At 61.8% G+C, this 25904-nt stretch carries 22 protein-coding genes; 6 read left to right on the top strand and 16 right to left on the bottom strand.

All coding sequences use genetic code 11. The features are described 5' to 3' along the window. Positions 1-121 precede the first annotated feature (121 nt). Both ACYG97_RS16315 and ACYG97_RS16310 read right to left on the bottom strand, forming a co-directional pair. The gene (locus tag ACYG97_RS16315; protein WP_198029277.1) at positions 122-1051 is read right to left on the bottom strand and encodes a cation diffusion facilitator family transporter; all 930 of its coding nucleotides are present in this window, start codon (positions 1049-1051) and stop codon (positions 122-124) included. A 24-nt stretch (positions 1052-1075) separates the two neighbouring features. Next, positions 1076-3265, bottom strand: a complete 2190-nt coding sequence (locus ACYG97_RS16310) for an anthranilate synthase (protein ID WP_023705937.1) — start codon at positions 3263-3265, stop codon at positions 1076-1078. A 321-nt stretch (positions 3266-3586) separates the two neighbouring features. On the opposite strand from ACYG97_RS16310, the gene ACYG97_RS16305 reads away from it, so the two are divergent. After that, positions 3587-4357, top strand: coding sequence for an isocitrate lyase/PEP mutase family protein (locus ACYG97_RS16305; protein WP_023705936.1), 771 nt, complete (start codon positions 3587-3589; stop codon positions 4355-4357). Position 4358: 1 nt separating this feature from the next. Here the strand turns inward: ACYG97_RS16305 and ACYG97_RS16300 are convergent, their stop codons facing one another. The 4 genes from ACYG97_RS16300 to ACYG97_RS16285 form a co-directional block, all read right to left on the bottom strand. Continuing rightward, positions 4359-5414 (bottom strand): succinylglutamate desuccinylase/aspartoacylase family protein, encoded by a 1056-nt coding sequence (locus ACYG97_RS16300; RefSeq protein WP_023705935.1) that lies wholly within the window; start codon positions 5412-5414, stop codon positions 4359-4361. 91 nt (positions 5415-5505) lie between these two features. After that, positions 5506-6684, bottom strand: a complete 1179-nt coding sequence (locus ACYG97_RS16295) for an MFS transporter (protein WP_023733379.1) — start codon at positions 6682-6684, stop codon at positions 5506-5508. Between the two features lie 115 nt (positions 6685-6799). Beyond that, positions 6800-8191 (bottom strand): FAD-containing oxidoreductase, encoded by a 1392-nt coding sequence (locus tag ACYG97_RS16290; RefSeq protein ID WP_023733378.1) that lies wholly within the window; start codon positions 8189-8191, stop codon positions 6800-6802. Further along, a complete protein-coding gene (locus ACYG97_RS16285) occupies positions 8188-8649 on the bottom strand; it encodes a membrane protein (protein ID WP_023695827.1) in 462 nt (153 codons plus the stop codon). Before ACYG97_RS16285 ends, ACYG97_RS16290 begins: the two co-directional genes overlap by 4 nt. Positions 8650-8803: 154 nt before the next feature. Between ACYG97_RS16285 and ACYG97_RS16280 the strand changes: the two genes are divergently transcribed. After that, positions 8804-9361 carry a sugar O-acetyltransferase gene (locus tag ACYG97_RS16280; protein WP_023695826.1) on the top strand — a complete coding sequence of 186 codons (558 nt, stop codon included), beginning with the start codon at positions 8804-8806 and terminating at the stop codon, positions 9359-9361. Positions 9362-9376: 15 nt separating this feature from the next. Here the strand turns inward: ACYG97_RS16280 and ACYG97_RS16275 are convergent, their stop codons facing one another. Next, complete coding sequence (locus tag ACYG97_RS16275) at positions 9377-10372, bottom strand: helix-turn-helix domain-containing protein (RefSeq protein ID WP_023733377.1); 996 nt, start codon at positions 10370-10372, stop codon at positions 9377-9379. A 127-nt stretch (positions 10373-10499) separates the two neighbouring features. Between ACYG97_RS16275 and ACYG97_RS16270 the strand changes: the two genes are divergently transcribed. Beyond that, on the top strand, positions 10500-11138 hold the full coding sequence (locus ACYG97_RS16270) for an isochorismatase family protein (RefSeq protein WP_023733376.1): 639 nt from the start codon (positions 10500-10502) through the stop codon (positions 11136-11138). A 74-nt stretch (positions 11139-11212) separates the two neighbouring features. Here the strand turns inward: ACYG97_RS16270 and ACYG97_RS16265 are convergent, their stop codons facing one another. Beyond that, positions 11213-12892 carry a formate--tetrahydrofolate ligase gene (locus ACYG97_RS16265; protein WP_023669985.1) on the bottom strand — a complete coding sequence of 560 codons (1680 nt, stop codon included), beginning with the start codon at positions 12890-12892 and terminating at the stop codon, positions 11213-11215. Positions 12893-13222: 330 nt separating this feature from the next. On the opposite strand from ACYG97_RS16265, the gene ACYG97_RS16260 reads away from it, so the two are divergent. Continuing rightward, positions 13223-15127, top strand: a complete 1905-nt coding sequence (locus tag ACYG97_RS16260; protein WP_156937173.1) for a lipase/acyltransferase domain-containing protein — start codon at positions 13223-13225, stop codon at positions 15125-15127. Between the two features lie 5 nt (positions 15128-15132). Here the strand turns inward: ACYG97_RS16260 and ACYG97_RS16255 are convergent, their stop codons facing one another. Both ACYG97_RS16255 and ACYG97_RS16250 read right to left on the bottom strand, forming a co-directional pair. After that, a complete protein-coding gene (locus ACYG97_RS16255; RefSeq protein ID WP_023686165.1) occupies positions 15133-16257 on the bottom strand; it encodes a DUF2333 family protein in 1125 nt (374 codons plus the stop codon). Positions 16258-16273: 16 nt separating this feature from the next. Next, positions 16274-17578, bottom strand: a complete 1305-nt coding sequence (locus ACYG97_RS16250) for a DUF6638 family protein (protein ID WP_023683664.1) — start codon at positions 17576-17578, stop codon at positions 16274-16276. Positions 17579-17705: 127 nt separating this feature from the next. On the opposite strand from ACYG97_RS16250, the gene ACYG97_RS16245 reads away from it, so the two are divergent. After that, positions 17706-17843: a hypothetical protein gene (locus tag ACYG97_RS16245; RefSeq protein WP_023749803.1), complete on the top strand. Its 138-nt coding sequence runs from the start codon at positions 17706-17708 to the stop codon at positions 17841-17843. Positions 17844-17911: 68 nt separating this feature from the next. Here the strand turns inward: ACYG97_RS16245 and ACYG97_RS16240 are convergent, their stop codons facing one another. The 6 genes from ACYG97_RS16240 to ACYG97_RS16215 form a co-directional block, all read right to left on the bottom strand. After that, a complete protein-coding gene (locus ACYG97_RS16240; protein ID WP_023733374.1) occupies positions 17912-19822 on the bottom strand; it encodes an AAA family ATPase in 1911 nt (636 codons plus the stop codon). A 24-nt stretch (positions 19823-19846) separates the two neighbouring features. Further along, a complete protein-coding gene (locus ACYG97_RS16235) occupies positions 19847-20992 on the bottom strand; it encodes a hypothetical protein (RefSeq protein WP_023686161.1) in 1146 nt (381 codons plus the stop codon). A gap of 27 nt (positions 20993-21019) precedes the next feature. Then, on the bottom strand, positions 21020-22108 hold the full coding sequence (locus tag ACYG97_RS16230; RefSeq protein WP_023733373.1) for a hypothetical protein: 1089 nt from the start codon (positions 22106-22108) through the stop codon (positions 21020-21022). A gap of 321 nt (positions 22109-22429) precedes the next feature. Next, positions 22430-22813, bottom strand: coding sequence for a c-type cytochrome (locus ACYG97_RS16225; protein WP_023733372.1), 384 nt, complete (start codon positions 22811-22813; stop codon positions 22430-22432). Positions 22814-22897: 84 nt separating this feature from the next. Further along, on the bottom strand, positions 22898-24076 hold the full coding sequence (locus ACYG97_RS16220) for a glycosyltransferase (RefSeq protein ID WP_023733371.1): 1179 nt from the start codon (positions 24074-24076) through the stop codon (positions 22898-22900). A 13-nt stretch (positions 24077-24089) separates the two neighbouring features. Continuing rightward, the gene (locus ACYG97_RS16215) at positions 24090-24701 is read right to left on the bottom strand and encodes a thymidine kinase (protein ID WP_023669993.1); all 612 of its coding nucleotides are present in this window, start codon (positions 24699-24701) and stop codon (positions 24090-24092) included. A gap of 237 nt (positions 24702-24938) precedes the next feature. Between ACYG97_RS16215 and ACYG97_RS16210 the strand changes: the two genes are divergently transcribed. After that, on the top strand, positions 24939-25874 hold the full coding sequence (locus ACYG97_RS16210; RefSeq protein WP_023686157.1) for a choline ABC transporter substrate-binding protein: 936 nt from the start codon (positions 24939-24941) through the stop codon (positions 25872-25874). Positions 25875-25904 lie beyond the last annotated feature (30 nt).

Genomic DNA, 25904 nt, shown 5'->3' with positions numbered 1-25904 from the left:
TTTGGAGGCAATCAACGCCTGGATGTAGCCATTGGCGGGCTACCCCACATGGCGGTAATGGCGCAATCGATCCGGCGAGGTCGGCAGATCCTCGCCCGAGGATGATGCCCTGAGTTTTTCCTCAAGCAAACGGCACAGCAGTGGTGCCTTTCGGCAGCTTCGCCTCGTCGTCGGGCTCGACATGGATGGTGACGCGCACCGAGGGGATTTCGGCCTTCAGCGCGTCCTCGATGCGGTCGCAAATGACGTGGCTGGCGCCGACCGTCATGTCGGCGTCGACGACCAGGTGGAACTCGATGAAGGTGGCGCGGCCGGCGATGCGGGTCTTGAGGTCATGAACCTCCAGCGCGCCCTTGCAATTGGCCGAGATGATGTCGCGAATGTGCATGTGTTCGGTCGTGTCCACTGCGCGGTCCATCAGCCCGTTCATCGACGAGCCGATGACGTGCCAGCCCTGCCACAGGATGTTGAGCGCGACGATGACGGCAAGCGCCGGATCAAGGATCTGCCAACCGGTCAGGATAGCGCCGACGAGGCCGCCGAAGACGCCGACCGAGGTCACGACGTCGGTCATGATGTGCCGGCCGTCGGCGACCAGCGCCGGTGATTTTGCGCTGCGCCCGGCGCGGATCAGCGTCCAGGCCCAGAAGGCGTTGATGACGGTGGCGACGCCGTTGATCGCCAGGCCCTCCCAGGGTTGTTCGAGCGGGGTCGGCGTCTGCCAGGAGCGCCAGACCTCGTTGAGGATCAAAAGCGCGGCGAGCACGATCAGCACGCCTTCCAGCACCGCCGAAAAATACTCGGCCTTGTGGTGGCCGAACGGATGGTCCTGGTCGGCCGGCTTGTAGCTGACCAGGACCGCCCAATAGGCGGCGGCCGAGGCTATGACGTTGACGATCGACTCCAGCGCATCCGAATAGAGCGCAACGGAGCCGGTGACGTACCATGCGGCAAGCTTGAGCGCGAGCACCACGCAGGCGATGACAATCGACCAGAAGGCAAGGCTGGCGACCCTCTGCCTGGCCGCTGCCTTCGCTGCTATCGCCGCCATGTTGTCGGTTGCCGCCATCGTTTTCTAAGCGGCCTTTTCCTTGGCCTTGCGCGGCAAATGCGCAACGATGTTCTCGATGATGCGCATGCCGGCATTGTGGCCGAGCGTCATGATCGATTCCGGATGAAACTGCACCGCGGCGATGGGCTCCTTGCGGTGCTCGAAGGCCATGATGACGCCGTCCTCGGTCTCGGCGGTGACGATGAAATCGTCGGGCAGCCGCACCGGATCGGCAAAGATCGAGTGGTAGCGGCCGACGGTCACTTCCTTGGGAAGGCCGGAGAAGATGATTCCGGGTTTGGAGACGCGGATCCGCGACGGCTTGCCGTGCATCGGCACGTGCAACTGCCTGAGTTCGCCGCCATAGGCCTCGGCCAGCGCCTGCAGGCCAAGGCAGACGCCGAAGATCGGCAGGTCGCGGGCGCGGGCGTTCTTGATGGTCGCGGCGCAGTCGAAATCCTTCGGCGTGCCCGGTCCGGGCGACAGCACGACGAGATCGGGCTTCAGCCGTTCGAAGACTTCTTCCGGCACCGGCGAACGCACGGTCGAGACATTGGCACCGGTCTGGCGGAAATAGTTGGCCAGTGTGTGGACAAAGGAGTCTTCGTGGTCGACGAGCAGGATGTTGACGCCGTCGCCGACGCGCGCGGTGGTGCGTTCGGCGCCTGCGGCATTGCCCAATTTGGCGTCGCGAATGGCGGAGAGCATGGCGGATGCCTTCAGTTCGGTTTCGGCTTCTTCTTCCTCGGGGATGCTGTCGAAGAGCAATGTGGCGCCGGCTCGCACCTCGGCAATGCCGTCCTTGATGCGGATGGTGCGGAGCGTCAGGCCGGTGTTCATGTCGCCGTTGAAATTGACCATGCCGATGGCGCCGCCATACCAGGCACGCGGGCTCTTTTCGTTCTGCTCGATGAAGCGCATCGCCCACAGTTTCGGCGCACCGGTGACGGTGACCGCCCAGGCATGCGACAGGAAGGCGTCGAAGGCATCCATGCCTTCGCGCAGGCGCCCTTCGATGTGATCGACGGTGTGGATCAGGCGTGAATACATTTCGATCTGGCGGCGGCCGATGACGCGCACCGAGCCCGGATCGCAGACCCTGGACTTGTCGTTGCGGTCGACGTCCGAGCACATTGTCAGCTCGGATTCATCCTTCTTGGAGTTGAGCAGCTTCAGGATCTGCTCGCTATCGGAAATGGCGTCGTCGCCGCGCTTGATGGTGCCGGATATCGGGCAGGTCTCGACGCGGCGGCCATTGACGCGCACGAACATTTCGGGCGAGGCGCCGATCAGATACTCGTTTTCGCCGAGATTGATGAAGAAGGAATAGGGCGACGGGTTGATCGACTTCAGCTTGCGCGAGATTTCGGAAGGCTGCGTCTCGCAGCGTTCGTAGAACATCTGCCCGGGCACGACCTCGAACAGGTCGCCGCGCTTGAAACTGTCCATCGCCTTGCGCACCAGATTGGCGTATTCGCCCGGCTCATGGTCGCCGCGCGGCGGGATGCGGTCGGCGGTCTTGAACGGTTCGGCGATTTCGTCCCGCGGCAGCCCCTCGGTTGAAAAACCGTCGCCGGAATAGTCGTAGCGGTCGGTCCAGGCCTTGGTCGAATAATGGTCGACGACCAGGATCTCGTCAGGCAGGAACAGCACGAGATCGCGCTGGCTCTGTTTGCGCTCGAGCTTGTAGTCGACTGGATCGAACTGGAAGGCGAGGTCGTAACCGAAGGCGCCGTAAAGGCCGAGATTGGCGTCTTCATCGGTCTTGAACAAAGCGGTGATGGCGCGCAGCACAGTAAACACAGAGGGGACGCGGCTGCGCTCTTCCTCGGTGAAGACGCGGCCGGGCTTGGCGACATCGAGGCGGATCAGCTTTTTCGAGGTTTCAGCAATCGTCACCTCGGCAATGCCGGCCAGCGTCTTGCCGATCACCGGCAGCAGCACTTCGCCACGGCCGTTCAGCGCCTCGATGCGCATGGCGCGGCCACGCGCGGAAATCACCAGCGGCGGATCGATGATGGCCGTATCCCAGCGTGTGTAGCGGCCCGGATATTCGTAATTCGAGGAAAACACCGCACCACGGCGCGAGTTCAAGCCGTCGACATAAGCATCGATCGCACCGGCGTAAGGCTTGTCGTGGCGTTCGCGGGTGATGGTGACACCACCTGCGGTCACGAAGCTTTCCGCGCCGTTTTCCAGAGCCTTCATCGTCATTGCCGTCTCCATATGGCTTGTTGGGGCAACGGACCCGGGAATGGCTTTGAAAAAACAAATGGCCGCCCGGACATTCCGTTGCGGCCACCCTCTATTTTCACGCGCACGCGTTCGAACAGGCCGCTGTCAGCGAGCCCACCACCAAATGGTCTTGATCGAGCGCATGTTCATGGGCGAAATCCATAGCGGCGAAAAGCCGGATGCGCAACAGGTTTGAAAGGCCTGTTTGTGGCCGCCGCTTCTGCAGCCCATGGCACATCGCCAAGGCTTGGGGTCCTGCCTAGACTGTTCGTCCAACATCGGAAAGACGGGAAGACAGCAATGACCGAGCAGATCGAGCGCGCACGCACGTTCCATGCCCTTCATGTCAAGGGCAACCCGATCGTTCTCTACAATGCCTGGGATCCGGGCTCGGCCAAGATCGTCGAGAGGGCGGGCGCCAAGGCGATCGCCACCGGAAGCTGGCCGGTGGCAGCCGCCTTCGGCTATGCCGATGGCGAGAAAATCCCGCTGGAGCTAGCGCTGGACAACATCAAGCGCATCGTGGCGGCAGTCGACCTGCCCGTGACCATGGACCTCGAAGGCGGCTACGGCGTCGAGCCGGAGACTGTCGCCCAGACGGTGACACGTGCCCTGCAGGCCGGCGCCATCGGTTTCAATTTCGAGGACCAGATCTTCGGCGGCGCCGGTCTGCACGACATCGCGGTACAGGTGAAGCGGATCGAGGCGGCAGCGGCGGCGGTGAAGGCTTCCGGCATTCCCGCCTACATCAACGCCCGTACCGACATTTTCCTCAAGGCCAAGACGGATGCGCATGACAGCGTGCTGCTCGACCAGGCCATCGAGCGGGCGCACGCTTATGAAAAGGCAGGAGCGAGCGGCTTCTTTGCGCCGGGACTCGGCGACGAGGGTCTGATCGAGGCGCTGTGCAAGGCGACGGCATTGCCGGTCAACATCATCGCGCTGGCGCATGTGCCGCCGCGCCAGCGCCTGGCCGAGCTTGGTGTTGCCCGTGTCAGCCACGGCCCGGTGCCGTACCGGCAAATGGCCGAATGGCTGGAGGCCAAGGCGCGGCTGGCGATTTCGGGTTAGCTCAGTCCTCCAGCGTGCCTGACCTCGCGTCGGCGCTCTTCTTGTCGCCGACCAGCTTCAAGAGATCCTCGCCGGCGCGGATGATGCGGCGCGAGCGGCGGGTCAGGATGACGCCGTCCTGCGGCGCCAGCACTTCGGTGCGGCCGCCGGCCTCGCCCGGTGTGTGGACGATGGTGGCGAGGCGCGCGCCCTTGGCGACGCGGTCGCCGGGCTTGACGTCGTAGAGGATGGCGCCGGCCCGGGGCGCCGGCATCATGTCGATGTTTTCGAGCGGCGCGACGAGGCCCTTGAACGGGCCGGGTTCGGGAAGGGCGGCGTCGGCGATCACGCCGCGCGCCGCCAGCAGCCGGTAGAGGCCTTCGGCATCGGAATTTGCCAGCGCGCCGTCGACATCCAGCATGCCACGGTATTCTACCGTAGTGGCAACGCGGCGGTCGAGCTTCGCCACGTTGGCGGGGACGTTCTGGTAGGGCATGATCGTGGCGCCCTCGAAGGTGCCGTCGGCGTCCTCGCTCCACAACACCACGGCGTCGATACCCATGGCGGCGGCGCAATCGGCCATCGCCGGCCACAGGCTGGCGTGGACGTAGAGATAGGCAAGGCCCTCGTCGTCGCAATGCAGGTCGAGCACGATGTCGTGGCCGAGCGACAGCTGCACCAGACGGGTCTTCAATCGCTGGTCGGGGGTGCCAAGCGTGGTGTCGGGCAAAAGCTTGGCGTCCGGTGCTGCGAGCAACGGAAAGCCGCGGTTGAAATTGTTGCGGGTGCCGAGATGAAAGCGGCCCTGGTGCTCGCCGAAATGATATTGCGCGCGGCCGATCGGATTGGCCCAGGGCACGACCGTGATGCTGCCCTTGATGCGGCCTTCCGCTTCGGCCTTGTTCAGCGCCGGCATCAGCGCGTCGATGGCGACGACACCAGGCAATTCACCGGCGTGGAGCGCTGCCTGCAGGTAGGCCGAAGGTGCTGCCTTGTCGGCGCCGGCGAAGCGGAACACCGGGAATTCGTAGGAAACGCCTTCGGTATCGCCGGCGATGCGTTCGATCGATTTCTGCATGGGATGCCTCCAGGATAAGAGGCAGAACACATGCACTTTTGCCGAAGGGCTGTCGATTGGTCCAGTTCGCGCCGCCATGGGCGCAATGGAATTATTCGGCGGCGGCCGGAACCGTCGTTATCGGCGCCGATCCTTCGAGCGCCTGCGAGACAACGGCTACGCTGACCGCCAGCAGGGCCAGCACCGCGCCGACCAGCGGCAAATGAGCATAGGAAACGCCGGCCGACAGAGCCACGCCGCCGATCCAGGCGCCGCTGGCATTGCCGATATTGAATGCGCCCTGGTTGAGCGTGGCGGCGAGGTTCGGCCCTTCCGAAGCCGTTTCGACGACGCGGATCTGCAGCGGCGGCACGACGACGAAGATCAGCAGTCCCCACAAGAAGACGACGCCGATGGCGACGCTGGCGATAGCGCCGAACTGCATGAAGCTGACAAACAGAACCGCCATTAAAAGCAGCGTGCCGATCACCGTCGGCATCAATTTCCAGTCGGCCAGCCGGCCGCCGATGATGTTGCCTATGGTCATGCCGGCGCCGAACAGCAGCAGGACCCAGGTGACCGCGGAGGTCGACAGGCCGGAGACATCGGTAAGGTAGGGCTTGATGTAGGTGAAGACGGCAAACAGGCTGGCCGAGGCCAGCGAGGCGATCAGCATGGCGAGCCAGACCTGCAGCTTGCCCAGCACGCGCAGTTCGCTGCGCAGGCCGCCGCCGCTCGGTTCGACGACATTGGATGGCACCAGCCAGGCGATGGCGGCAACAGAGATCAGGCCGATGCCGACGACGGCAAAGAAGGTGGAGCGCCAGCCGAAGGCTTCGCCAAGCGCGGTGCCGGCAGGAACGCCGAGAATGTTGGAGAGCGTCAATCCCGCGAACATCATCGCCATGGCGCTGGCGCGCTTGTTGCGCGGCACCAGGCTGGCGGCAACGACGGAACCGATGCCGAAAAAGGCGCCATGACCGAACGCGGTGAAGACGCGCGCGGCCATCAGGAGCCAGTAATTGGGCGCAATGGCGCAGAGCAGATTGCCGACGACGAACATCGCCGTCAGCGCGACCAACACCGGCTTGCGCGGCAGATGCGCGGTGGCCATGGCGACGATGGGTGCGCCGAAGACGACGCCCAGCGCATAGCCGGTAACCAGCAGGCCGGCCGAGGGGATCGACACGCCGAGATCGGCCGCAACCTCCGGCAACAGGCCCATGATGACGAATTCGGTGGTGCCGATGCAGAAGGACGCAATGGCAAGCGCAAGGATCGGCAAAGGCATGGAAAATCCAGACTGAATCGGTTCAATTCAGACTGAACGAGAAGCCTTGCCGCGCGCAATGCACATTGCTGCAACGCACCAATGCAGAAAGCGCTGAGCTTGACGCGGGGCTATGTCAGGCGAGCGGCTTCAGCTCCTGGGCGATGGTTGGCAACAGCTCCGAGACGTTGGGGTGGATATGCACGGCGCGCGCCAGCGTATCGACCGGCGCCTTGGCGTACATCAGGTCGAGCACGCAGTGCACCGCCTCGTCGCCGCCGGGGCCGAGCACGGAGCAGCCGAGGATTTGCCTGGTGTCGGCATCGACCAGGATTTTCATGAAACCTTGCGTCTCGCCCTTTTCGATGGCGCGGCCGACGCGGGTCATTGGCCGCTGGCCGACCAGCGCCTTGCGCCCGGATTTCTTCACCGCCGCCTCGGTCATGCCGCAGCGGCCGAGCGGCGGATCGATGTAGAGCGCATAGGCCTCGATGCGGTCGCTGACCTTGCGCGGATCGTCGTCGAGCAGATTGGCCGCGACGATCTCATAATCGTTGTAGGAGGTGTGGGTGAAGGCGCCCTTGCCGTTGCAGTCGCCCATTGCCCAGATGCCGGGCGCGCTGGTGCGCAGCTGGTCGTCGACGGTGACGAAGCCGCGCAGATCGACCGCGACGCCGGCCTTATCGAGGCCGAGATCGTCGGTGTTGGGGGTGCGGCCGAGTGCCAGAAGCACATGCGAGCCGACCGCCGGCGGCTTGCCGGATGAGAAGGTCACGGCGATGTCCTTGCCCTGTCTGGCAAAGCGGATGTCGTCGGCGCCGACATGGACTTCTATGGCTTCGTTTTCGAGGATCGACAGGATGGCCGCCGACACGTCCTCGTCCTCGCGGCCGGTCAGGCGCGAACTCTTCTCGATGACGGTGACTTCAGAGCCGAAGCGGCGAAACATCTGCGCGAATTCAAGAGAGATGTAGCTGCCGCCGACGACGATAAGATGGCGCGGCAAAACGTCGAGGTCCATCATCGAGGAGTTGGTGAGGTAGTCGACGTCGTTGACGCCGGGCAGGTCGGGCACCGAGGCGCGGCCGCCCGTGTTGAGGAAGATCTTTTCGGCGGTCAGAAGGTCGTCGCCGATACGCACGGTGTTGGCGGATTCGAAGCGGGCATGGCCGCGATAAAGCGTGCAGCCCTTCATGCCGGCGATCCACGTCTCCAGATTGCTGCGGGAGTCGTTTGTGACCTTGTCCTTGCGCGCCTTGATCCTCTTGTAGTTCACGCCGACAGGGCCTGAGAACGTCACGCCGTAGTCCGCGGCACGCCGCGCCAGATGCGCGGCATAGGCGCTGGCGACCATGGTCTTGGTCGGCATGCAGCCGGTGTTGACGCAGGTGCCGCCGACCAGCTTGCGCTCGATCAGCGCCACGCTCATGCCGGCTGACGTCAGCCGGCCGGCGAGAGGAGGGCCGGCCTGTCCGGCGCCGATGATGATGGCGTCGTATGTCTTGGCGTCTGAGGCTTGGGCAGTCATACCACCGCCGCCACGATCAGCAGGCCGCCGATGATCGCCACCGCGTCCTCGATGAGGGCGGCAGGCAAATCCTTGCCGAAGGCGGCGGCCAACCGGCCGCGCGCTTCGGCGCCGCCATAGGTGCCGATGACGGCGCCGATGGCGCCGGCAATCAGGCCGCCAATGGTGGAACCGGCGGTGGCGCCGATCACCGCGCCGCTGAAGGCGCCAAGCAGGATGCGGGCGCCGAATTGCTGCGGCACCTTGCGGCTCGGCGTCGAGGGCAGCTGGTCGGTGACCAGTTCGACGATGGCGAGGATGGTGAAGATACCGACGGCGGCCCAATGGCCCATGAAACTTGCCCAGGTGCCGGCCACCGGCAGCCAGCCGAGATACGCGCCCCAGGCGATCGCGGCCGGCGCGGTCATGGCGCGAAGACCGGCAATGACGCCGATCAGAAGTGCAAGCAAATAGAGCATGTCGATCCCCTCGAAAGCAGGCCCGGGACTGGCCCACGAGGGCAAGCTAGCATAGGTCCTACGTTTGACCAGAGTCGGCACTGGTGCTTCTTCCATCAGTGAGCATTGTACTTTGGTAAACAGTCGAACACGACGAAGGGACGGAGTCGCTGTGATGGCCGATAGCGAACGCACAAGGATGATTGCAGGCGAATGGTACACCTGCATCGACGACGAACTAGAGGCGCTGCGGGTGATCGCGCGCGATGCGGTGTTCGAGCATAATACGCTACCGCCCCAGCAACGCGGCAATATCGGTCCGGCGCTGTCGGTGCTGCTCGGCAGCACGGGCGAGGGCGGCCGCATTGAGGCGCCGTTCCACTGCGCCTACGGTTTCAACATCCATCTCGGCGACGGCGCCTTCCTCAATGCCGGCTGCACCATCCTCGACACCGCGCCGGTGCGTATCGGCAGGCGGACGCTTCTCGGCCCCAATGTGCAGATCTACTGCGCTGAGCACCACAAGGAGGCCGCGGGCCGTCAGGCGGGACTGGAGATTGCCCGGCCGGTCACCATTGGCAATGACGCCTGGATCGGCGGCAGCGCCATCATCCTCGGCGGCATCAGCATCGGCGATGGCGCCATAGTCGGCGCCGGCGCGGTGGTGACGCGCGACGTGCCTGACAACACCACAGTGGTCGGCAATCCGGCGCGGGCGGTCAAGCGGGGCTGAACTCGTCGTGGGCGGTCAGTATGAAGCCGTACGTGCTATGCGCTCGTCCGGACCGGCTCGCCGCGAGAATTCACGCCGGTATTGGGCCGGTGACGTCTTGAGCCGTGCGGCGAAATGCTGGCGCAGCGAGGTGGCGCTGCCGAAGCCGGCTTCGAAGGCCACCATGTCCATCGATTTTTCCGTCGCCTCCAGCAGCCGTTGCGCCAGTTCGGTGCGTTGGCCGGCCAACCATTCGCCAAAGCTGGTGCCGATCGATTTCTGGAAACGGCGGGTGAAAGTGCGCCGAGTCAGGCCCGCGGCCTCCGCGACGCGGTCGAGGTTGTGCGTTTGTCCGAGCGTTGCCCGCACCGTGTCCAGCGCCAGGGTGAAGCGGTCGGTGGCCGGGGTTTTCGCCAGCGGGCGCTCGATGAACTGCGCTTGCCCACCCTGCCGGTGCGGCGACAGCACGATGTGCCTGGCCAGCCGCAGCGCTACCTCTGCGCCATAGCGGGCGCGCACAATGTGCAGGCAGCAATCGAGCCCGGCGGCGACGCCGGCCGAGGTGACGATGTCGCCGTCGTCGACATAGAGCACGTCGGCGTCGACTTCGATGTCCGGGTATAATGTTTGCAGCCGGTCGGTGGAGGCCCAATGTGTCGTCGCACGCCGGCCCGCAAGCAGCCCGGCGGCGGCAATGGCGAAGGTGCCGAGACAGAGGCCGACGATCACCGCACCGCGCCGGTGCGCGTGGGTGAGCGCTGCCAGGAGCGGCGGCGGAAGTGGGGCCTCGAGATCCTTCCAGCTCGGAATGATGACGATGTCGGCATCGTCGAATGCGGAAAGGCCATACGGCACCGCGATGGTCAGCCCGGCATCGGTGTGGATCGCTCCATCGTCGAGCGCGCAGACGCGAAAGTCGAAACGCGGCAAGCCAAGCTTGGTGCGGTCGGTGCCGAACACCACGCACGGCACGGAGAGGTGGAACGGGCTGATGCCGTCAAAGGCGAGAACGGCAATGATCGGGTCGGCCATGCGTGTTTCCAGCAAGCGAAAAGCGAATTGTCCTAATTCTTTCGAATGATGTCAATCGGGCCACTTTTGGCAGTCGGGCGATCCGCCTATTTTCGACCTATCCCATTCAAGCCCGAAGGAGAACACCATGTCCGCCAATATCACGCCGCGCCGCGCGCTCATCGTCATCGATGTCCAGAACGATTATGATGGCGGCAACCTCGCCATCCAGTATCCGCCGTTCCGCGACAGCGTCGTCAATGTCGCGCGCGCCATGGATGCCGCCGCTGTGGCCGGCGTGAAGGTGGTGGTCGTCAAGCAGATGGCGCCCGAGACCTCGCCAGTCTTCGCCAAGGGCAGCCATGGCGGCGACCTGCATCCCGAGATCGCCCGGCGAAGCCGCGACCACTATGTCGAGAAGTCACTGCCTAGCGCCTTTGCCGGCACCGACCTCGAGGCGTGGCTGCGCGCCAATACCATCGATACGATAACGGTGATCGGCTACATGACGCATAATTGCGACCTGTCGACCATCATCCACGCCGCGCATGTCGGCTTTGCGGTCGAGTTCCTGTCCGACGCCACCGGTTCGCTGCCTTACGCCAACGGCGCCGGCTACGCCTCGGCCGAGGAGATCCACCGCGTGGTGTCCATCATCCTGCAGTCGCGCTTTGCGGCCGTGCTCAAGACCGCCGAATGGATCGATTGCCTGAAGACCGGTGCTTTGCCCGAACGCGACACGCCCTATGCGTCCAACCAGCGCGCGCTGGCGCGCAACGCTGCATAGGCAAATCTGTCCCCGAAAAGCAAAAGGACGGCCAGTGGCCGCCCTTCTTGGATCTCGCAACGATCTCGAAATTTTCAAAACAGGCCTTCGATCTGGCCGATCTCGTTGAGGAAGATTTTTTCCGAGGACGGCGCCTTGGGCAGGCCGGGCATGGTCATGACCTCACCGCAGATGACGACGACGAAGCCGGCGCCCGCCGAAAGCCTGACCTCTCGCACCGGCACGGTGTGGCCGGTCGGCGCGCCACGCAGGTTCGGGTCGGTCGAGAAGGAATATTGGGTCTTGGCCATGCAGACCGGCAGGTGCCCGTAGCCGGCCTGCTCCCAGGCATGCAGCTGGTCGCGCACCGACTTGTCGGCGATCGCCTCGTCGCCGCGATAGATGCGCTGGACGATGGTGTTGATCTTCTCGAACAGCGGCATTGCGTCGGGATAGAGCGGCGCGAACTGCGAGGCGCCGGATTCGGCGATCTCGACGACCTTGCGCGCCAACTCCTCGATGCCGGCAGAGCCATTGGCCCAATGCTTGCACAGGATCGCCTCGGCGCCGAGCGAGGCGACGAAATCCTTCATCGCCTGGATTTCCACCTCGGTATCGGTGGTGAAATGATTGATCGCCACGATCGCAGGCACGCCGAACTGTTTCACATTCTCGATGTGGCGGCCCAGATTGAGGCAGCCCTTCTTGACTGCCTCGATGTTTTCCTTGCCGAGGTCTTCCTTCTTGACGCCGCCATTCATCTTCATGGCGCGCACGGTGGCGACGATGACGGCAGCCGCCGGCTTCAAACCCGCCTTGCGGCACTTGATGTCGAAGAATTTTTCGGCTCCGAGGTCGGCGCCGAAGCCGGCTTCGGTGACGACGTAGTCGGCGAGCTTCAGCGCCGTGGTGGTGGCGACCACCGAGTTGCAGCCATGCGCGATGTTGGCGAACGGGCCGCCATGCACGAAGGCAGGGTTGTTCTCCAGCGTCTGCACCAGGTTTGGCTGCATGGCGTCCTTCAGCAGCACCGCCATGGCGCCGTCGGCCTTGAGGTCGCGGGCATAGACCGGGCTCTTGTCGCGGCGGTAGGCGACGATGATGTCGCCGAGGCGCTTTTCCAGATCCTTGAGGTCGGTGGAAAGGCACAGGATCGCCATCACTTCAGAGGCGACGGTGATGTCGAAGCCTGCCTCGCGCGGATAACCGTTGGCGACGCCGCCGAGCGAGCAGATGATTTCGCGCAGCGCCCGGTCGTTCATGTCCATGACGCGGCGCCAGGCGACGCGGCGGGTGTCGATGCCGAGCTCATTGCCCCAGTAGATGTGGTTGTCGATCAGCGCCGACAGAAGATTGTGCGCCGTGGTGATGGCGTGGAAGTCGCCGGTGAAGTGGAGGTTCATGTCCTCCATCGGCACGACCTGCGCGTAGCCGCCGCCGGCGGCACCGCCCTTGACGCCGAAATTCGGGCCGAGCGAAGCCTCGCGGATGCAGACGATCGCCTTCTTGCCGATGCGGTTCAGACCGTCACCAAGGCCGACGGTGGTGGTCGTCTTGCCTTCGCCGGCCGGCGTCGGGTTGATGGCGGTGACGAGGATCAGCTTGCCGTCCTTGTTGCCCTTCACCGATTTGATGAATTCGGCCGAAATCTTCGCCTTGTCGTGGCCGTAGGGCAAAAGGTGCTCGGTCGGGATGCCGATCTTGGCGCCGATCTCCTGGATCTGCTTTTTCTTGGCGCCGCGCGCGATCTCGATGTCGGACTTCACTTCGGCCATGACGGCTTTCCTTCGGATTGGACGGTGGAGGGGACGGGTTTGATCTCACTCGCAGGCATGTTGAACCCGGGCGCGGGCATGTTCTAACCCTGTCGCTCCCGCGGCGTCAACTTGCATGCAACTATGTTTCCTATGAAGAAAGTGTCTCCGCGGCCGGGCCGACCTGCCGCCGGTTCTTCCTGGCTCCGTTGCCGCGCCGTATAGAAGCCAGAGGAAGCGACGTTCCGCCGTCTCAAAACAGCCGCGCAATGCACGGAATGCGACAGGCTACGCCGCACGCCGTTGGCGTGCTAGTGTGTTTATAAGGGTCTATTTAGAGGGGAGGGCGTCGTGTATTTTAGGACAATTCTCACTGTTGTTGCGGCTGTCTTGGTTTACCTTCTCGTCGTGCCCGATGTCTCGCTAGCGGCGACTGAGAAGAAAAAATTGGAACGCAACCAAGCTTATTCAGAAAATATCGCAATCATTTTCCTGCCGGGTATCTTCGGATCAAAACTGACCTGCACCGCAGCCGGAGAATATAAAGATACGGTGATCTGGGGTGACGGTCACTATGGCGGAGACGGCCTGTCTATTGAAGACTGCCCCACTGCAAAGCCGGAACTTCTCGAGCGTGCCGAAATCAATGATATGAGCGGAGTCTGGAAAAGGCTTTTCGGACGGGTCGCTGGCAGCATCTCGGATCTCAATGTGTATTCCGATTTCAAAGAAAATCTCAGCTTTTCAACTGACGCAGCAGTTCTCTCTTTTCCTTACGATTGGCGCCTCTCGAATGCATCTAGCGCGAATGATTTCGATAACTTTATTTGCGGCGAATTTTCCAAGAAGAAATATAGCAAATACATTTTTATTGCCCATAGCATGGGCGGCATAGTTCTAGATACCTGGATAAAAACATCGTTTTCGAAGAACAAGTTATGCAATGATGGCAGCAAAATGCCAATCGATGCCAATCAGGTCAGCTATTTTATCTTCGGTGGCACACCGTTCCTGGGTGCGCCAGAGGTTGTTACCTCCATGTTCTCTGGCGACAATAGCATGACCAGAGACCGGTATTTTCGCATGCTGTTCGGCGACGCTCTGATAGAGGATGCTATTACATTCGACAGTGTTTATGAGTTGATACCGTTCACCAATATTATGAAATCGGACTGCAAGGCGTACCAGACGGACAAAATCATAGAGAAGGTCAGTGTCACCGGTGATCGATCGATCATGAATTTGAGTTTGGTGAACACTTGGAAAGAGATGGCTATCCCGCGCCGATTTCCGGAGAAATTGAAAGCAACCGAGTATGAATACATTGCAAAAAAAATAGAATCTGCTTCTAGCGTCGTTTGCGGTCGCCTCTCAGAAGATGTCGGTGAGGCCATCCGGGCTAAGTATCGCTATGTCGTTGGAAAGCTTCGCAAAGACAACGCATTCGAGAACACCACGGCAGTTTCCGGGTCGGCCACTCTGAATCAATCAAAAGTCGAGTTTGAAACGACCCTTGGCCAGGGTGACGGCACAGTCCCGGAATGGTCAGCGATGAATGGTATCGGTACATCGGAGATGAACCAACCCTCGGAAAAAACGCACGATCATATCTATGACGATATCTCAATTATGAGTTACTTACAGAATTCGGTGTCTTCTGCTGCAAACGTTCTTGGTTTGATCCATGAGATTGGTAGTACTCAAATGGATAAAGTAAAATTTGATAAATACCTAGATAAATCATCAAAGTACGCGGCATTTATCGACAACGACAGCTATGATGAATTGGCAAAGTCACTATCCGCTGCTGCTCAGCGTTCCGGTATCGATGCGACCGATATCTATCGTTACTCGCGTGCGAATTCTTTGTCTGATGCACAACGCGCGCTTGGCTTCTCTGTTGCGGCATATTCGGTAGGGCTCAATGACAAGTCGAAGGCTTTTTCCTGGATCAACAGTGCAGAACTGAACTTCAAGATGAACAATCCAGGTCGTTCATGGTTTCTGTCACAGAAGGGTCTTTCCGACCCGGCATCCCAGACGCTCACTGATGACCAACTGCAAGCTCGGCTCAATTCCATCTTAGGAAAATCGCGTCTTTATCTGGGAGACTACGGCGGATTTGACGATCTTGATAACGCTGCCAACGCCGGCTGGGCGAAGGCTGGCGAGCACAGGGCGGCGATCGCCAAACGCGTGGGTGTCGATCTATACCTCGACGCAGGGAGCATGCGGACTATGGCTCCGCGTACGTAGCTGATCTACTGAGTCAGGACGTTGCTGATCTCGACCATGTTGGAGCGCACGCGAAGCACGTAGAAACCCATCGTCGTCAGGTGCGTCGGCATGATCCAGCCATCCTCACGGCCATTGGCGATGATGAAGGGCTGGATGCGCAGCGCCGAGACGAATTGCGCATCCATTGTGTCCCACAGATTGCCGAGATGCTTTTCCTTGATGACGTCCTCGAAGTCGGCCTGGGCGCCCTTCATCAGGCCGTAATAGGCATAGAGCTGGCCATAGGCGAACCAGAAGCGGTCATCGGCGCGGAAGTCGAACCAGCCATTGTTATGGTTTTCGGCGCGCTCCTTGAGGATCGCCGAGGTCGAACCAATGTCGGAGGAGATGCGGTCGATATACTGCTTCAGATTGTCGGCGCGGGCATCGAACGTCGCCTGGCAGCTGCCGAGGCGGGCGTTGAAGGAGCGCAGCTTGGTGACGGCATCGCGATAATAGCTCGGCGTCGGCGTCTTGGGGCCGAACGGGTTGAGGCCGAAATACCAGGTCTCCTCGTCGAACTGCAGATTGCCGCGCGCATCCTGCAGGTCGCCGTCGATCTGCGATGTGGTGCGAACACGGCCGAGATTGTCGGCAAGCTCGGTGGCGGTGCGCCGCACCGCCTGGTTGATGCCGCGCTGGAACGAGGCCTTGTTGTCCATGAACGGCGTGTTGTCCCAGTCGATGCCGAACAGGCCGAGTTTGTAGAGGATCATCGACGAGATCCAGGCATTCTGGTTGACGTTGAAGTCCGTCAGGTCGGCCGCCACCTGGGCGATGCCCGAATTGCCGCAGGTCTTGGCGGTGTCGGTGCCGGCGCCGGCGGCGACCTGTTCGCCGGCGGAAATGTTGCGGTTCTCGAAGGTGTATTTGTCGACGTAGTTGGGATCGAACTTGTTCCACCACTGGGTGGCGTAGAAGAAATTGGCGTAGAGGCCGATCAACACCAGAAGCGCGAGGCCGACCACAGCCTTCAGGATCCAGCCGCGCTGCGTATACCAGCGCCCAGCCCAGAGGAACGGCCACAGGATCGCGCCGATGACGAGGCCGATGCCGCGGCCTATCCATTGGAAGATGCGGGTGAAGAAATTCACGATCGGATCAAGCATGGCTCTCGTTCACCCCTCAGTCAGTCAGGCCGTAAAGGCGCGTGCGAAACGCCACTTTGTCTTTCAAATATGTGGTTTTCAGAACGTCCACAACATGCGACCGCCAGGCGTCGCTGTAGCCGTCATAGTCCTTGTAGAAGCCCGGCTTGTTGAAGACGTAACGCGAGACAAAGTCCTGCGGCACGAAATCCGAGATCAGCTGGTTGGTCAGCCAGGCGTCGGGATGGTCGGGCTTGCCACGCACGACCAGGAAGCGCTGTTGCGGAAACACATCCTCGATCTTGAGATGGCCGAGCTGGGCGATCTCACGCTTGGCGGCGTTGAGAAAGGGGAAATTGCCGTCCTTGGTGATCAGATCGGCATGGCCATGGATCCAGGTCTGCAGCCAGACCTTGTCGACCTCGGTCAAATTGCGGTTCGGCTCTGTGTCGCGGATGAGAGAGCGCACCACCATCTCGGCGCGATGCTCGAGATAGCCCGAGCTTTCGACCCATGACGCGCGGGGCAGTTCGATGCGGCCGGTGCTGGCCAGGAACTTGAACACCTTGTCGGCATCGTTGATCGAGAGATAGCTGACCTGCCAGGGCCGCGAACGGCGAAAGCCGGGGGCGGCCGGGTCGCCGATGACGGTAGTCATATCAGGATCGACGAAGACGTAGACGCCGCCGAAATGGCTGGTCCAGTAGGCGTTGTGGCGGAAGATCACCTGGTCGGGCACCAGCGCATTCTCACGGATATCGCCGCAGACCTTCGCCAGCTCCACCATACGGCTCAGCATGGTGTTGTCGCGCCAGGCATCGGGCTCCTGCTTCAGCCGGTCGACCAGCTTGCCGAGTTCGGCGGCCTTGCCCAGCACGTCCTCGGCCGAAAGCACCCTGAACTCGACCTGGCTGATCGACAGCAGATCCTCGATGTCGTTGACCAGGGGAACGGAATCCTCGATCTCGCCGTAGATGACATCCTTGATGGTCAGCGCATCGATGGCGCGCTGGTTCTTGGACATGAACTCGAACATCAGCTGCGAGGTGTTGGAAAAGGCGGTGTGCACCACCGGCAGATCGATCTGCGACGGCGTCAGGATGATGAAGCGGCGGTTGACCTCATTGGGGTCGAGATAATCGTAATCGCCGCATTCCTCGGCCACTTCGGGCGAGAAGCCGGTGCGGTCGATCTGGAAGCTCTTCAGCTTGGTGGGCTTGAGGCCGAAGGCAACAAGCGCCTTGTTGTAGCGCTGGATGAGGTGCGACTCGTCGACGGTGAGCAAGCGACCGTAGATCAGCTCATTGTCGCGGAGAAGGTCGGGCTTTTTGGCGTGGCTCATGCAGAACGTTCCGAGTGGCGTTGCCTGTTGTGGCGAAGCGCCAACGCTGACGCCTCCCTCTCCCCGTTCTTCAGGGGGAGAGGGTAAGGGTGAGGGGCAGCGCTAGCATTCAAGGACATGTCTCCCCATGGCCTTTGGCGTCAATAAATCGAAGATCATTGGTCCGGATGTGCCGATCGAGGCGCTGTTCGATAGCTGCCAGTATGGTCGTAGCGATCTCTGGTCCACGCATGCGCCGCCCCTCACCCTTACCCTCTCCCCGTGAAGGACGGGGAGAGGGGGGCGTCAGCGTTAGCGCCAAGCCTTTCAGCACCCGCGGGCAGCGAAGGAAGCTCACGCATTCCAGAGCCCCTTCTTCTTCATCTCCTCCATCTCGCGCCCCGCCCGTTCGCGCAGGCGTGCGTCGCGCAGCAGCTTCTCCACCGCGGCGTCGTCGGATTTGTCGGAATAGCGGAACTCTGAGTCGGCGTAGCGGTTGATCTCCTGCATGACCATGTCCATCGAGAACGGCCCCCGCAGTTCCTCGATCATGGCTTTCTTTTCGTCGTAGCCCTTGTGCATGAAGGCTTCCGGCTTCTCGAACCAGTCGTCGGGCAGCTCGATGTCCATGGCGCGCATCTTGATGGCGTCGGTGACGTTCTTGATGGCTCGGCCGGTGAAGCGCGGCTCGGCATCCTTGATCAGGTGCAGATAAGTGCCGATGTCGGCCATCGATTTCGGCGCGCCATTCTCCTTCATGTAGCGCTCATAGACCTTCATCAGCCCGTCTTCCTGAGGATTCTCGTGCTCCTCATAGGCTTCGGTCACCGCGCGCTGGATCTCCTGCGCGGCGTAGAGCTTGTGGTCGCCGAGTGGGATCTTATGGTTCTTGCCGGCAAGCAGGACGAAGATGTCGATATAGTCGTCGCGGCTCTGTGGGCCGTCGACCAGCCAGCGGGCGCCGGCGCGCTGGCGCAGCGCATCGTCGACATTTTCGGGATAGTTGGAAAACATGCCGAACGAGCAATTGCCGCGCACCACCGTGCCGGCGCCGGCAAAGGCGTCCATCAAGACGCCGGTGATTTCCTGTTGGCCGGCCGAGGCGCGGTCGTCGGAGCGGCGGGCCGCCACCTGGTCGATGTCGTCGACGGTGCCGAAACCGATGACGCGTGGGTTCAAGACATTGTTGATGAACTGGCGGCAGTTCTGGCCGGATTTGCCCTGGTAGGACGAGATCTGGTCGACGCCGAAATTCTCATAGGCGAAGGGATAGCCGGCAACTTGGCAATAATTGTTGACGAGGCCGGCGATCATCTGGATCAGCGTCGTCTTGCCGGTGCCCGGCGCGCCATCGCCGATGAAGGTGAAGAGGAAGCCGCCGAGCTCGACGAACGGGTTCAGCTCGCGCTCGAAATCATAGGCCATCAGCATCTTGGCGAGCTTGACCGACTGGTATTTGGCGATGTGATTGCCGACGACCTCTTCGGGCTTCTTGAAGGTCATCACCAGCGGTTTCGAGCGCTTGCCGGGCGCGACGTCGAAGCCGTCGAGGGTGAAATCGTCGGCGTCGATGCGGATGTGGGCGTTCTCGAATGGACCGATGCCGTCGAAGCGGCCTTTGCGGGCCAGCAGCCCATCAATGGCGACCCGTGCAAAAGCTCGCGCGCGCGTCGTCAGGTCGCCATCGTCCTTGGAGCCCGCAATCGCCTTGTCGAGACCGGCGACGATCGACTTCACCGCGTCCTGCGGCGTGTCGAACAGGAAGTCCGGTTCGGGGATATCGTTGGGCGCCTCGCCCTCGCTGTCGATCAGCTGGAACAGGTAAGAGGCGAGGCTGAAGGCTGAAACGTAAGCCGAGGCTGACAGAAGCTTCTTGAAGGTCGCCGCCTCATCGCCCTCAAGAGGCGCACGGGTGTTCTTGGCCTGGAGGCCTTCGAGGTCGGAGCCCTCGGCGAAGACGTCGGAGATGGCGAGCGCTATCGCCAGGCCGCGGCGGGCGCGGAACAGCAGCGTGTGCTGCGGGATGCTCATCAGTTGGTCGTCGGGATGGACGGCTGCCACGGTCTTGACCAGCTCGACCTCTCGTGTGCGCCGCACCGAGCCGACCGAGACGGTCGAGACGAAGCGGCGGTTGGTGCCGGCAAGCGCGGTGCCGGATTCGCGCGAGGGGTCTTCCAATACGACGACGCGGGTGATGAAGCTTTGCGCGGTTGCGCGGTGCTTTTCGATAGCCGCTTCCGGAATGGTGGTCAGGCCGGTGTCCATGAAGGATGCTCCGCGATGTGACGGTCAGACATCTGAAATCACCTGCCCATTTGACAGGATGTGAACCTTGTAGCCGGAAAAGATCTTTTGAGCTTCGCCGGCGGCGTAGAGTGCTTGATAGGCTTCGTGCGGGATCAGGGCGTGGTTCTCGTAACTCGACACACCCTGGCGCGCGGCTTCGAGATCGTCGGTGTTGATAAAGAATTCCTGCGTCGTCTTATCGCTCGAAAACAGCCCCTTGCGGCCGGGTTTCTCGCCCTTGGAGTAGACCTCCTGGATGGTCCAGGTGAGCAGCCAGGCATTTTCCGGTTTGCGCACCTTGGCCAGCACCTCGGTCACGGTCGAATTGTTGTCCGTAATGCCTGCGGAATAAAAGGGGCCGAGCACGACGCGGCGCAGCTGCTTAGGGTGCAGCGGCTCGAAATCCTTGTCGAGATTGACCGCAATCGTTGCGGGCGAAAGCGTGTAGGCGGAATTCTTCTCGGTGAAATCGTCGAAGCGATGGGCGAGTTCGGGGTTGAGCAGGCCGTCCACCGGCAGCGGGATGTCGACCCGTTCATTGAGCTTGCCGCTGCTGTCAACGAGCTGCCGGATCATGCTTTCGGAGGAATCCTCCACCGTCACCATGTAGACCAGCGGCAGGTTGGCGCTGCCGTCGAAGCTCGCCCAGTGCACGAGGTAATAGGGGCGCCCGGTCTTTGGATTGACCGAGACCTTGGCCGTCTGCGCCAGCGAGAACGGGCCAAAAGTCTGTTCGCTCTTGACGTCCTCGAGATAGAGCCGCTCGGCCATCGACTTCTGCAGCGCTTCGGGGAATTCCTTGTGGCGCAGGATGAAGTCGGCCATTTCCTCGCGCAATTCGCCGGCCAGCGGAATGTTGGCCAGCCGCGCCTCGGCCTGGCGGCGGTCGTTTTCCAGTTCGAGCAGGTTCTGGAAGACGGGATAGCCGCTGTCGGCGCGCGAAATGCGGAACGTGTCCATGAAGCCGAGCCGGTTGCGCCAGCAGGAAAACGATTTGTCCAGCCGGGCAATGTATTCGGCGACAATCTTGGCGACGATGCCGTGCCGGTAAAGCGGCGAGCGGTCGTCGCGCATGAACACTTCGAGGCCGCTGAGTGCCGCCGTGATGGCGGAAAAATAGCGCGCCGCCGCTTCGTTTTCGGGAGTCATGCCGGTGTGCCCGCGTGCAGCCGCTCCTTACGACTGCACGTAGTTGGCCGAATTGTGCTTCTTCATCACGTCGTCGAAACGGCGGGCGAAGGCGTCGTCGGCGAGCTTCTTGCGGCGCTGGATGTCGGAGCTGGCGACCATGTTCTTCTCGTGCATTTCGAGAAGATCGCCGATGTGCTTTTGCGAGGCGGCGCCAATGCCGGCCATGGTCTCTTCGGCGGTGTTGTCAACCTGGCTGCCCAGCGTGTTGATCTTGTGGGCGACATCCTGCTGGGCGGCGGTCTTCAAGGAATCTTCCAGTGCCTTGTAGAGCACGATGCGCTGCTCCGTATCGATGGTCAGCTTGTTGATAAGCGTCGACTGGGCTGCGATCTGATTGTTGAGCGAATCGACGAAGGTCTGGAACATCGAGGTGTAGCGTTCCAGCGTCTGGCTCTCGGCCAGAAGCTCCTGCTCCTTGGCTTGCTTTTCATTGTATTCGGTCGCCAGTTTCGAGCGCTCGCCCTCAAGCTGCGTGCGCTCCTTCTGACTGGTAGAAGCGGCGATCTTGTTTTCGATGTCGAGCAGCAGCGGATTGACCTCCTCGATGCGCTTCTGCACCGCCTCGAGGTTGGTCATGGTGACCTTGCGGCGCTCGATCACCTGCGACAGGCTGTTTTCCGAGGTCTTGTAGCGCTGGTCGAGGACCTCTTTCTGCGCTTTCAGGATGCCGACGATGGTGTCGGACTTGACCAGAAGCTCCTGCAGATTGCCGGCCAGCGACATGTTGCGGACGCGGTCGGTGCGCATGCGCTGCTTGCGTTGCGCCGAGAAGATACCGACGAAGCTTTCCCAGCCGGTGTAGTTCTTCATGCTCTCGAATTCGGTGCCGAAGACGTTGGTGGCGTCTTCCAGCCCGATGATCAGGTCGGCGATGTTGCCTTCCATCACCTTCTGCTGCTTCAGCACGTCCTCGATGCGGGCATTCTCGATGTCGAAATTGGCGTCTCCGATCTTCTTGTCGGCGGTGGCCAGCGTATCAAGCACGGTGCCGGACTGCTCGATCTTGGAGCGCATGTCCTGCACGACCTGCCTGGTCTTGGCAATTTCGGCATCGAAATTCTGCAATGTCGCCATAGGGGCCTCCCGCTTCGGCTTCCGGTCGCTGGCTGCGAACAGCGGCGAATATATGTGGGGTATCAGGGGATTGAAAGACGCAAGACAAGACCCGCCCCGAAAACAAAAAAATACCTGGTCGTCTTGAAAGGCAATGAAGGCGGGGTCATGGCGTGATTAACCAGCCGGCCAAGTATTGTTCAACTGTCATTGAACTTTGACGGCTGCGAAGAAGTCGATTTCGGACAGTGTGGGTGTCCTGAATTCGACAGGGGACTCAACGAGTTGCAAGCGCGAGACAGCTGGCGGAAGCCGTCGCCATCAGGCTACCCATCGCGACGTTTAAGGCTTCGGATCGGCCTTCAGATAGGCGATGACGTTGGCGATGTCCTCGTCGCTGCTCAGGCCGGAGAAGGCCATCCTGTTGCCCGGCACTTTCAGCTTGGGAGCGCCAAGATAGGCTTTGAGGTTGGCTTCGTCCCAGACGAGGCCGGCCGCGCCGGCGTCCTTCATGGCCTGCGAATAGTTGAAATTCTGGGCGGTGCCGGCGGTCCGGCCGACGATACCGAGGAGATGCGGGCCGACCTTGTCGCGGTCGCTTGCCGCCTCGTGACAGGCCATGCAGCGGTAGAACACTTTCTTGCCAAGTGCTGCATCGCCGTCGGCCTGCGCGGCGAGGATACTGGCCAAGTAAATGACAAGGGCTGATGAAATGGCTCGAAGCATGGCGGTTCCCGGCTGGCTCTGGCTGAGGGAAAAATAGGCTGCAGGCCTTAACAAACGCCGTATGCCGCTGGATAGCAGCCGGGCTCAATCCGTGCGCGGGATCGCCGCGACCGCCTGCTTGACCTGCTTTTCAATCGCCGCCGACGAATGATTATCGCGCACGAAAGCGCGGCCGATCTCCGCCATCTCGGCGGCCGCTTGCGGGCGTGTCGCGAGATCGATGATTTTCGATGCCAACTTGCCGGCATCGTCGCTGGACAGGAAATGCCTGCCCGCCTGCAGGCCAAGCCCTTCGACGGCCTTTTCGGTGGCGGCGACGACAAGGCCCGCCGCCATCGCCTCCAGCACCTTGATGCGGGTTCCGCCGCCGAAGCGCAGCGGGATCGGCGCATAGCCGGCGCGTCCAAGCAATTCCGGCAGATGCGGCGGGTTCTCAATCAACCGCAGACCATGCCTGGTGCATAGACCGCGCACGACATCGCGCGGGTTTCTGCCGGCGACGGTGATCGACCAGGGCCGGCCGGAAGCGGCGAGGCGCGGCGCCATCGCGCGGCCGATCTGCTTGACGGCGTCGATGTTGGGGAAATAGCCGAGATGGCCTATGAAACACAGGCTGAGTTCACTGAAGCGCTCGGCAGCAATCGGCAGGGAAAGCACGCTCTCGTCTGGAATGGGGTTGGCGACGAACCTGACGTCGTTGACGGGGCCGAGAGCGGACAGAAGCGCTTCGTCGGCCCGCGAACAAACCCAGACCTGGTCGGCCAGGGCAGCCGCACACCTGTCGGCTTCGCGCGCCTCTGCCTTCCTTCGCCTGTTTTGGCGCCAGTCTCGAATTTGCTGCCACAGCGTCAGGCCGGCGATCCGGTCGGACACCGTCCGGGAATCGATGTTGTGCTGGTCAAGGACGGTGCGCGCGCGATGCTTCGGCGCCAGCGTCAGCAGCTGCGAAAGCACAATTTCCTCGATCACCACGAGATCGGGCGCGAATTCCCTCCAGATGGCGTCGGCTTCGGCCAGCTCGTCGTCCGGCATCATATGCACGGTCGGGTGCGGGCTGCGCCTGCCCCAAGGCGCCCTGCCGCGCGCTGCCTCGATGATCCGGTGACGGATGTTCGGCGGTGTGGAGGGTGCCGGGGCGCCAGTCAGGCTTACCGTCAGGACTTCGCCCATCGTTGCCAAAGCGCGTGCATTGACGGCGTTCCGGATCTCGCCGCCGGAGATCGGCGGAAACGGGCAATCGACTGTGAACTGCAGAATTTTCATGTTGCCCCGGCGTTCAGCCTCTGGTGAAGCCAATGAAATCGTCGGGCGCGGCGCGGCCCATTTCCTCTTCCCAGTGGCGGCGGCAGAGCGAGACATAGACGTCCTTGCCGATCGCCACCTGTTCGCCTTGTCTGGCCACCTTGCCGTCAGCGCCGAGACGCACGACCATCGTCGCCTTGCGGCCGCAGCGGCAGATGGTGCGCACTTCGCGCAGATCGTCTGCGATGGCCAGAAGCGCTCGCGAACCGGAAAACAGATTGCCCTGGAAATCGGTGCGCAGGCCGTAGCACATCACCGGGATGTTCAGCCGGTCGGCGATACGGGCGAGCTGCCAGACCTGCTCTTCCTCGAGAAATTGCGCCTCGTCGACAAAGATGCAATGCACCGTCGTATGTTCGTGATGCTCGGCGACGCGAGCGTAGAGATCGTCGCCGTCGCGGAACATCTCGGCCTCGGTCTCCAGGCCGATGCGCGACGAGATCAGCCCGGTGTCGCCCTTTCTGTAGTGGCCGGCGACGAACAGCATCGTCGTCATACCGCGTTCGCGATAATTGTAGGACGCCTGCAGCAGCATTGTCGTTTTGCCGGCATTCATCGTCGCATAGTGGAAGTAGAGCTTGGCCATGCCGTCCTTTTAAGCCGAGTTGGCGCGGCGCGGGGAGAGGGCACCGCTGCATTTCATGGGAAAAGCCGTCTGCAATCGAAAAAGCGGCGGGCGTGTCGCTGTTTGGCCAGTCCGCGCCGTTGATCGTGATTGTCTTAGCGCTTGAAACCACACCAGAATGGTGTTTGGCTGACGAAACAAGGCGGGCAGAGAAACCGTAACTACGCTTCGCCAAAGAATCACAATGGGAGACTGCCAATGTCGCGTATGAACACCTTCGTCGCCGGCCTCGGCCTGGCGACTTTTCTGTCCACGAGCGCTGCACTTGCCGGCGATCCGGAGAGCTGCAAGGCGGTGCGCCTTTCCGATGTCGGCTGGACCGACATCCAGGCAACCACCGGCGTCGCTTCGGTGCTGCTCACCGCGCTCGGCTACGAGCCGCAGACGATCCAGCTATCGGTACCGGTGACCATGGCGTCGCTGAAAAACAAGGATCTCGACGTCTTCCTCGGCAACTGGATGCCGTCGATGACCAACGACATCAAGGACTACACCGCCGATGGTTCGGTCGAGACGATCGGCACCAACCTGACCGGCGCCGGCTACGGCATCGTCGTACCGACCTATGTCGCGGAGGCCGGCGTCAAGTCGCTGACCGACATCGGCAAGTTCAAGGACAAGTTCAACGGCAAGATTTACGGCATCGAGGCGGGCAATGACGGCAACCGCATCATCCTCGACATGATCAAGAACCCGAAGGACAATCTCGAAGGCTTCGAGCTGGTCGAGTCCTCGGAAGCCGGCATGCTGACGCAGGCCGAGCAGTCGATCAAGAACAATGAGTGGATCGCGTTCCTCGGCTGGACGCCGCATCCGGTGATGGGCGCCATGAAGCTCACCTATCTCGACGGCATGGGCGACAGCGGCTTCGGCGCCGCCACCGTCTACACCAATGTGCGCAAGGGCTACACCACCGAATGCCCGAATGCCGGCAAGTTCATCGCCAACCTGAAGTTCAACCTGGACATGGAAGGCGAGATGATGGACGCGATCCTGAAGGGCGGCGACGCCAACACGGTCGCAGCCGACTGGCTGAAGAAGCACCCTGACGCGGTTGCGCCGTGGATTGCCGGCGTCACCACCTTCGATGGCGGTGATGCGGCAGCGGCGGTCAAGACCGCGCTCGGAAGCTGAGCCGACTGAATTCGGCAAAGCCGAACCAGG

Source organism: Mesorhizobium sp. W067 (assembly GCF_054719525.1).
Note: the sequence above shows the minus strand (reverse complement) of the source record. Positions and strands in the feature narration are given on the sequence as shown.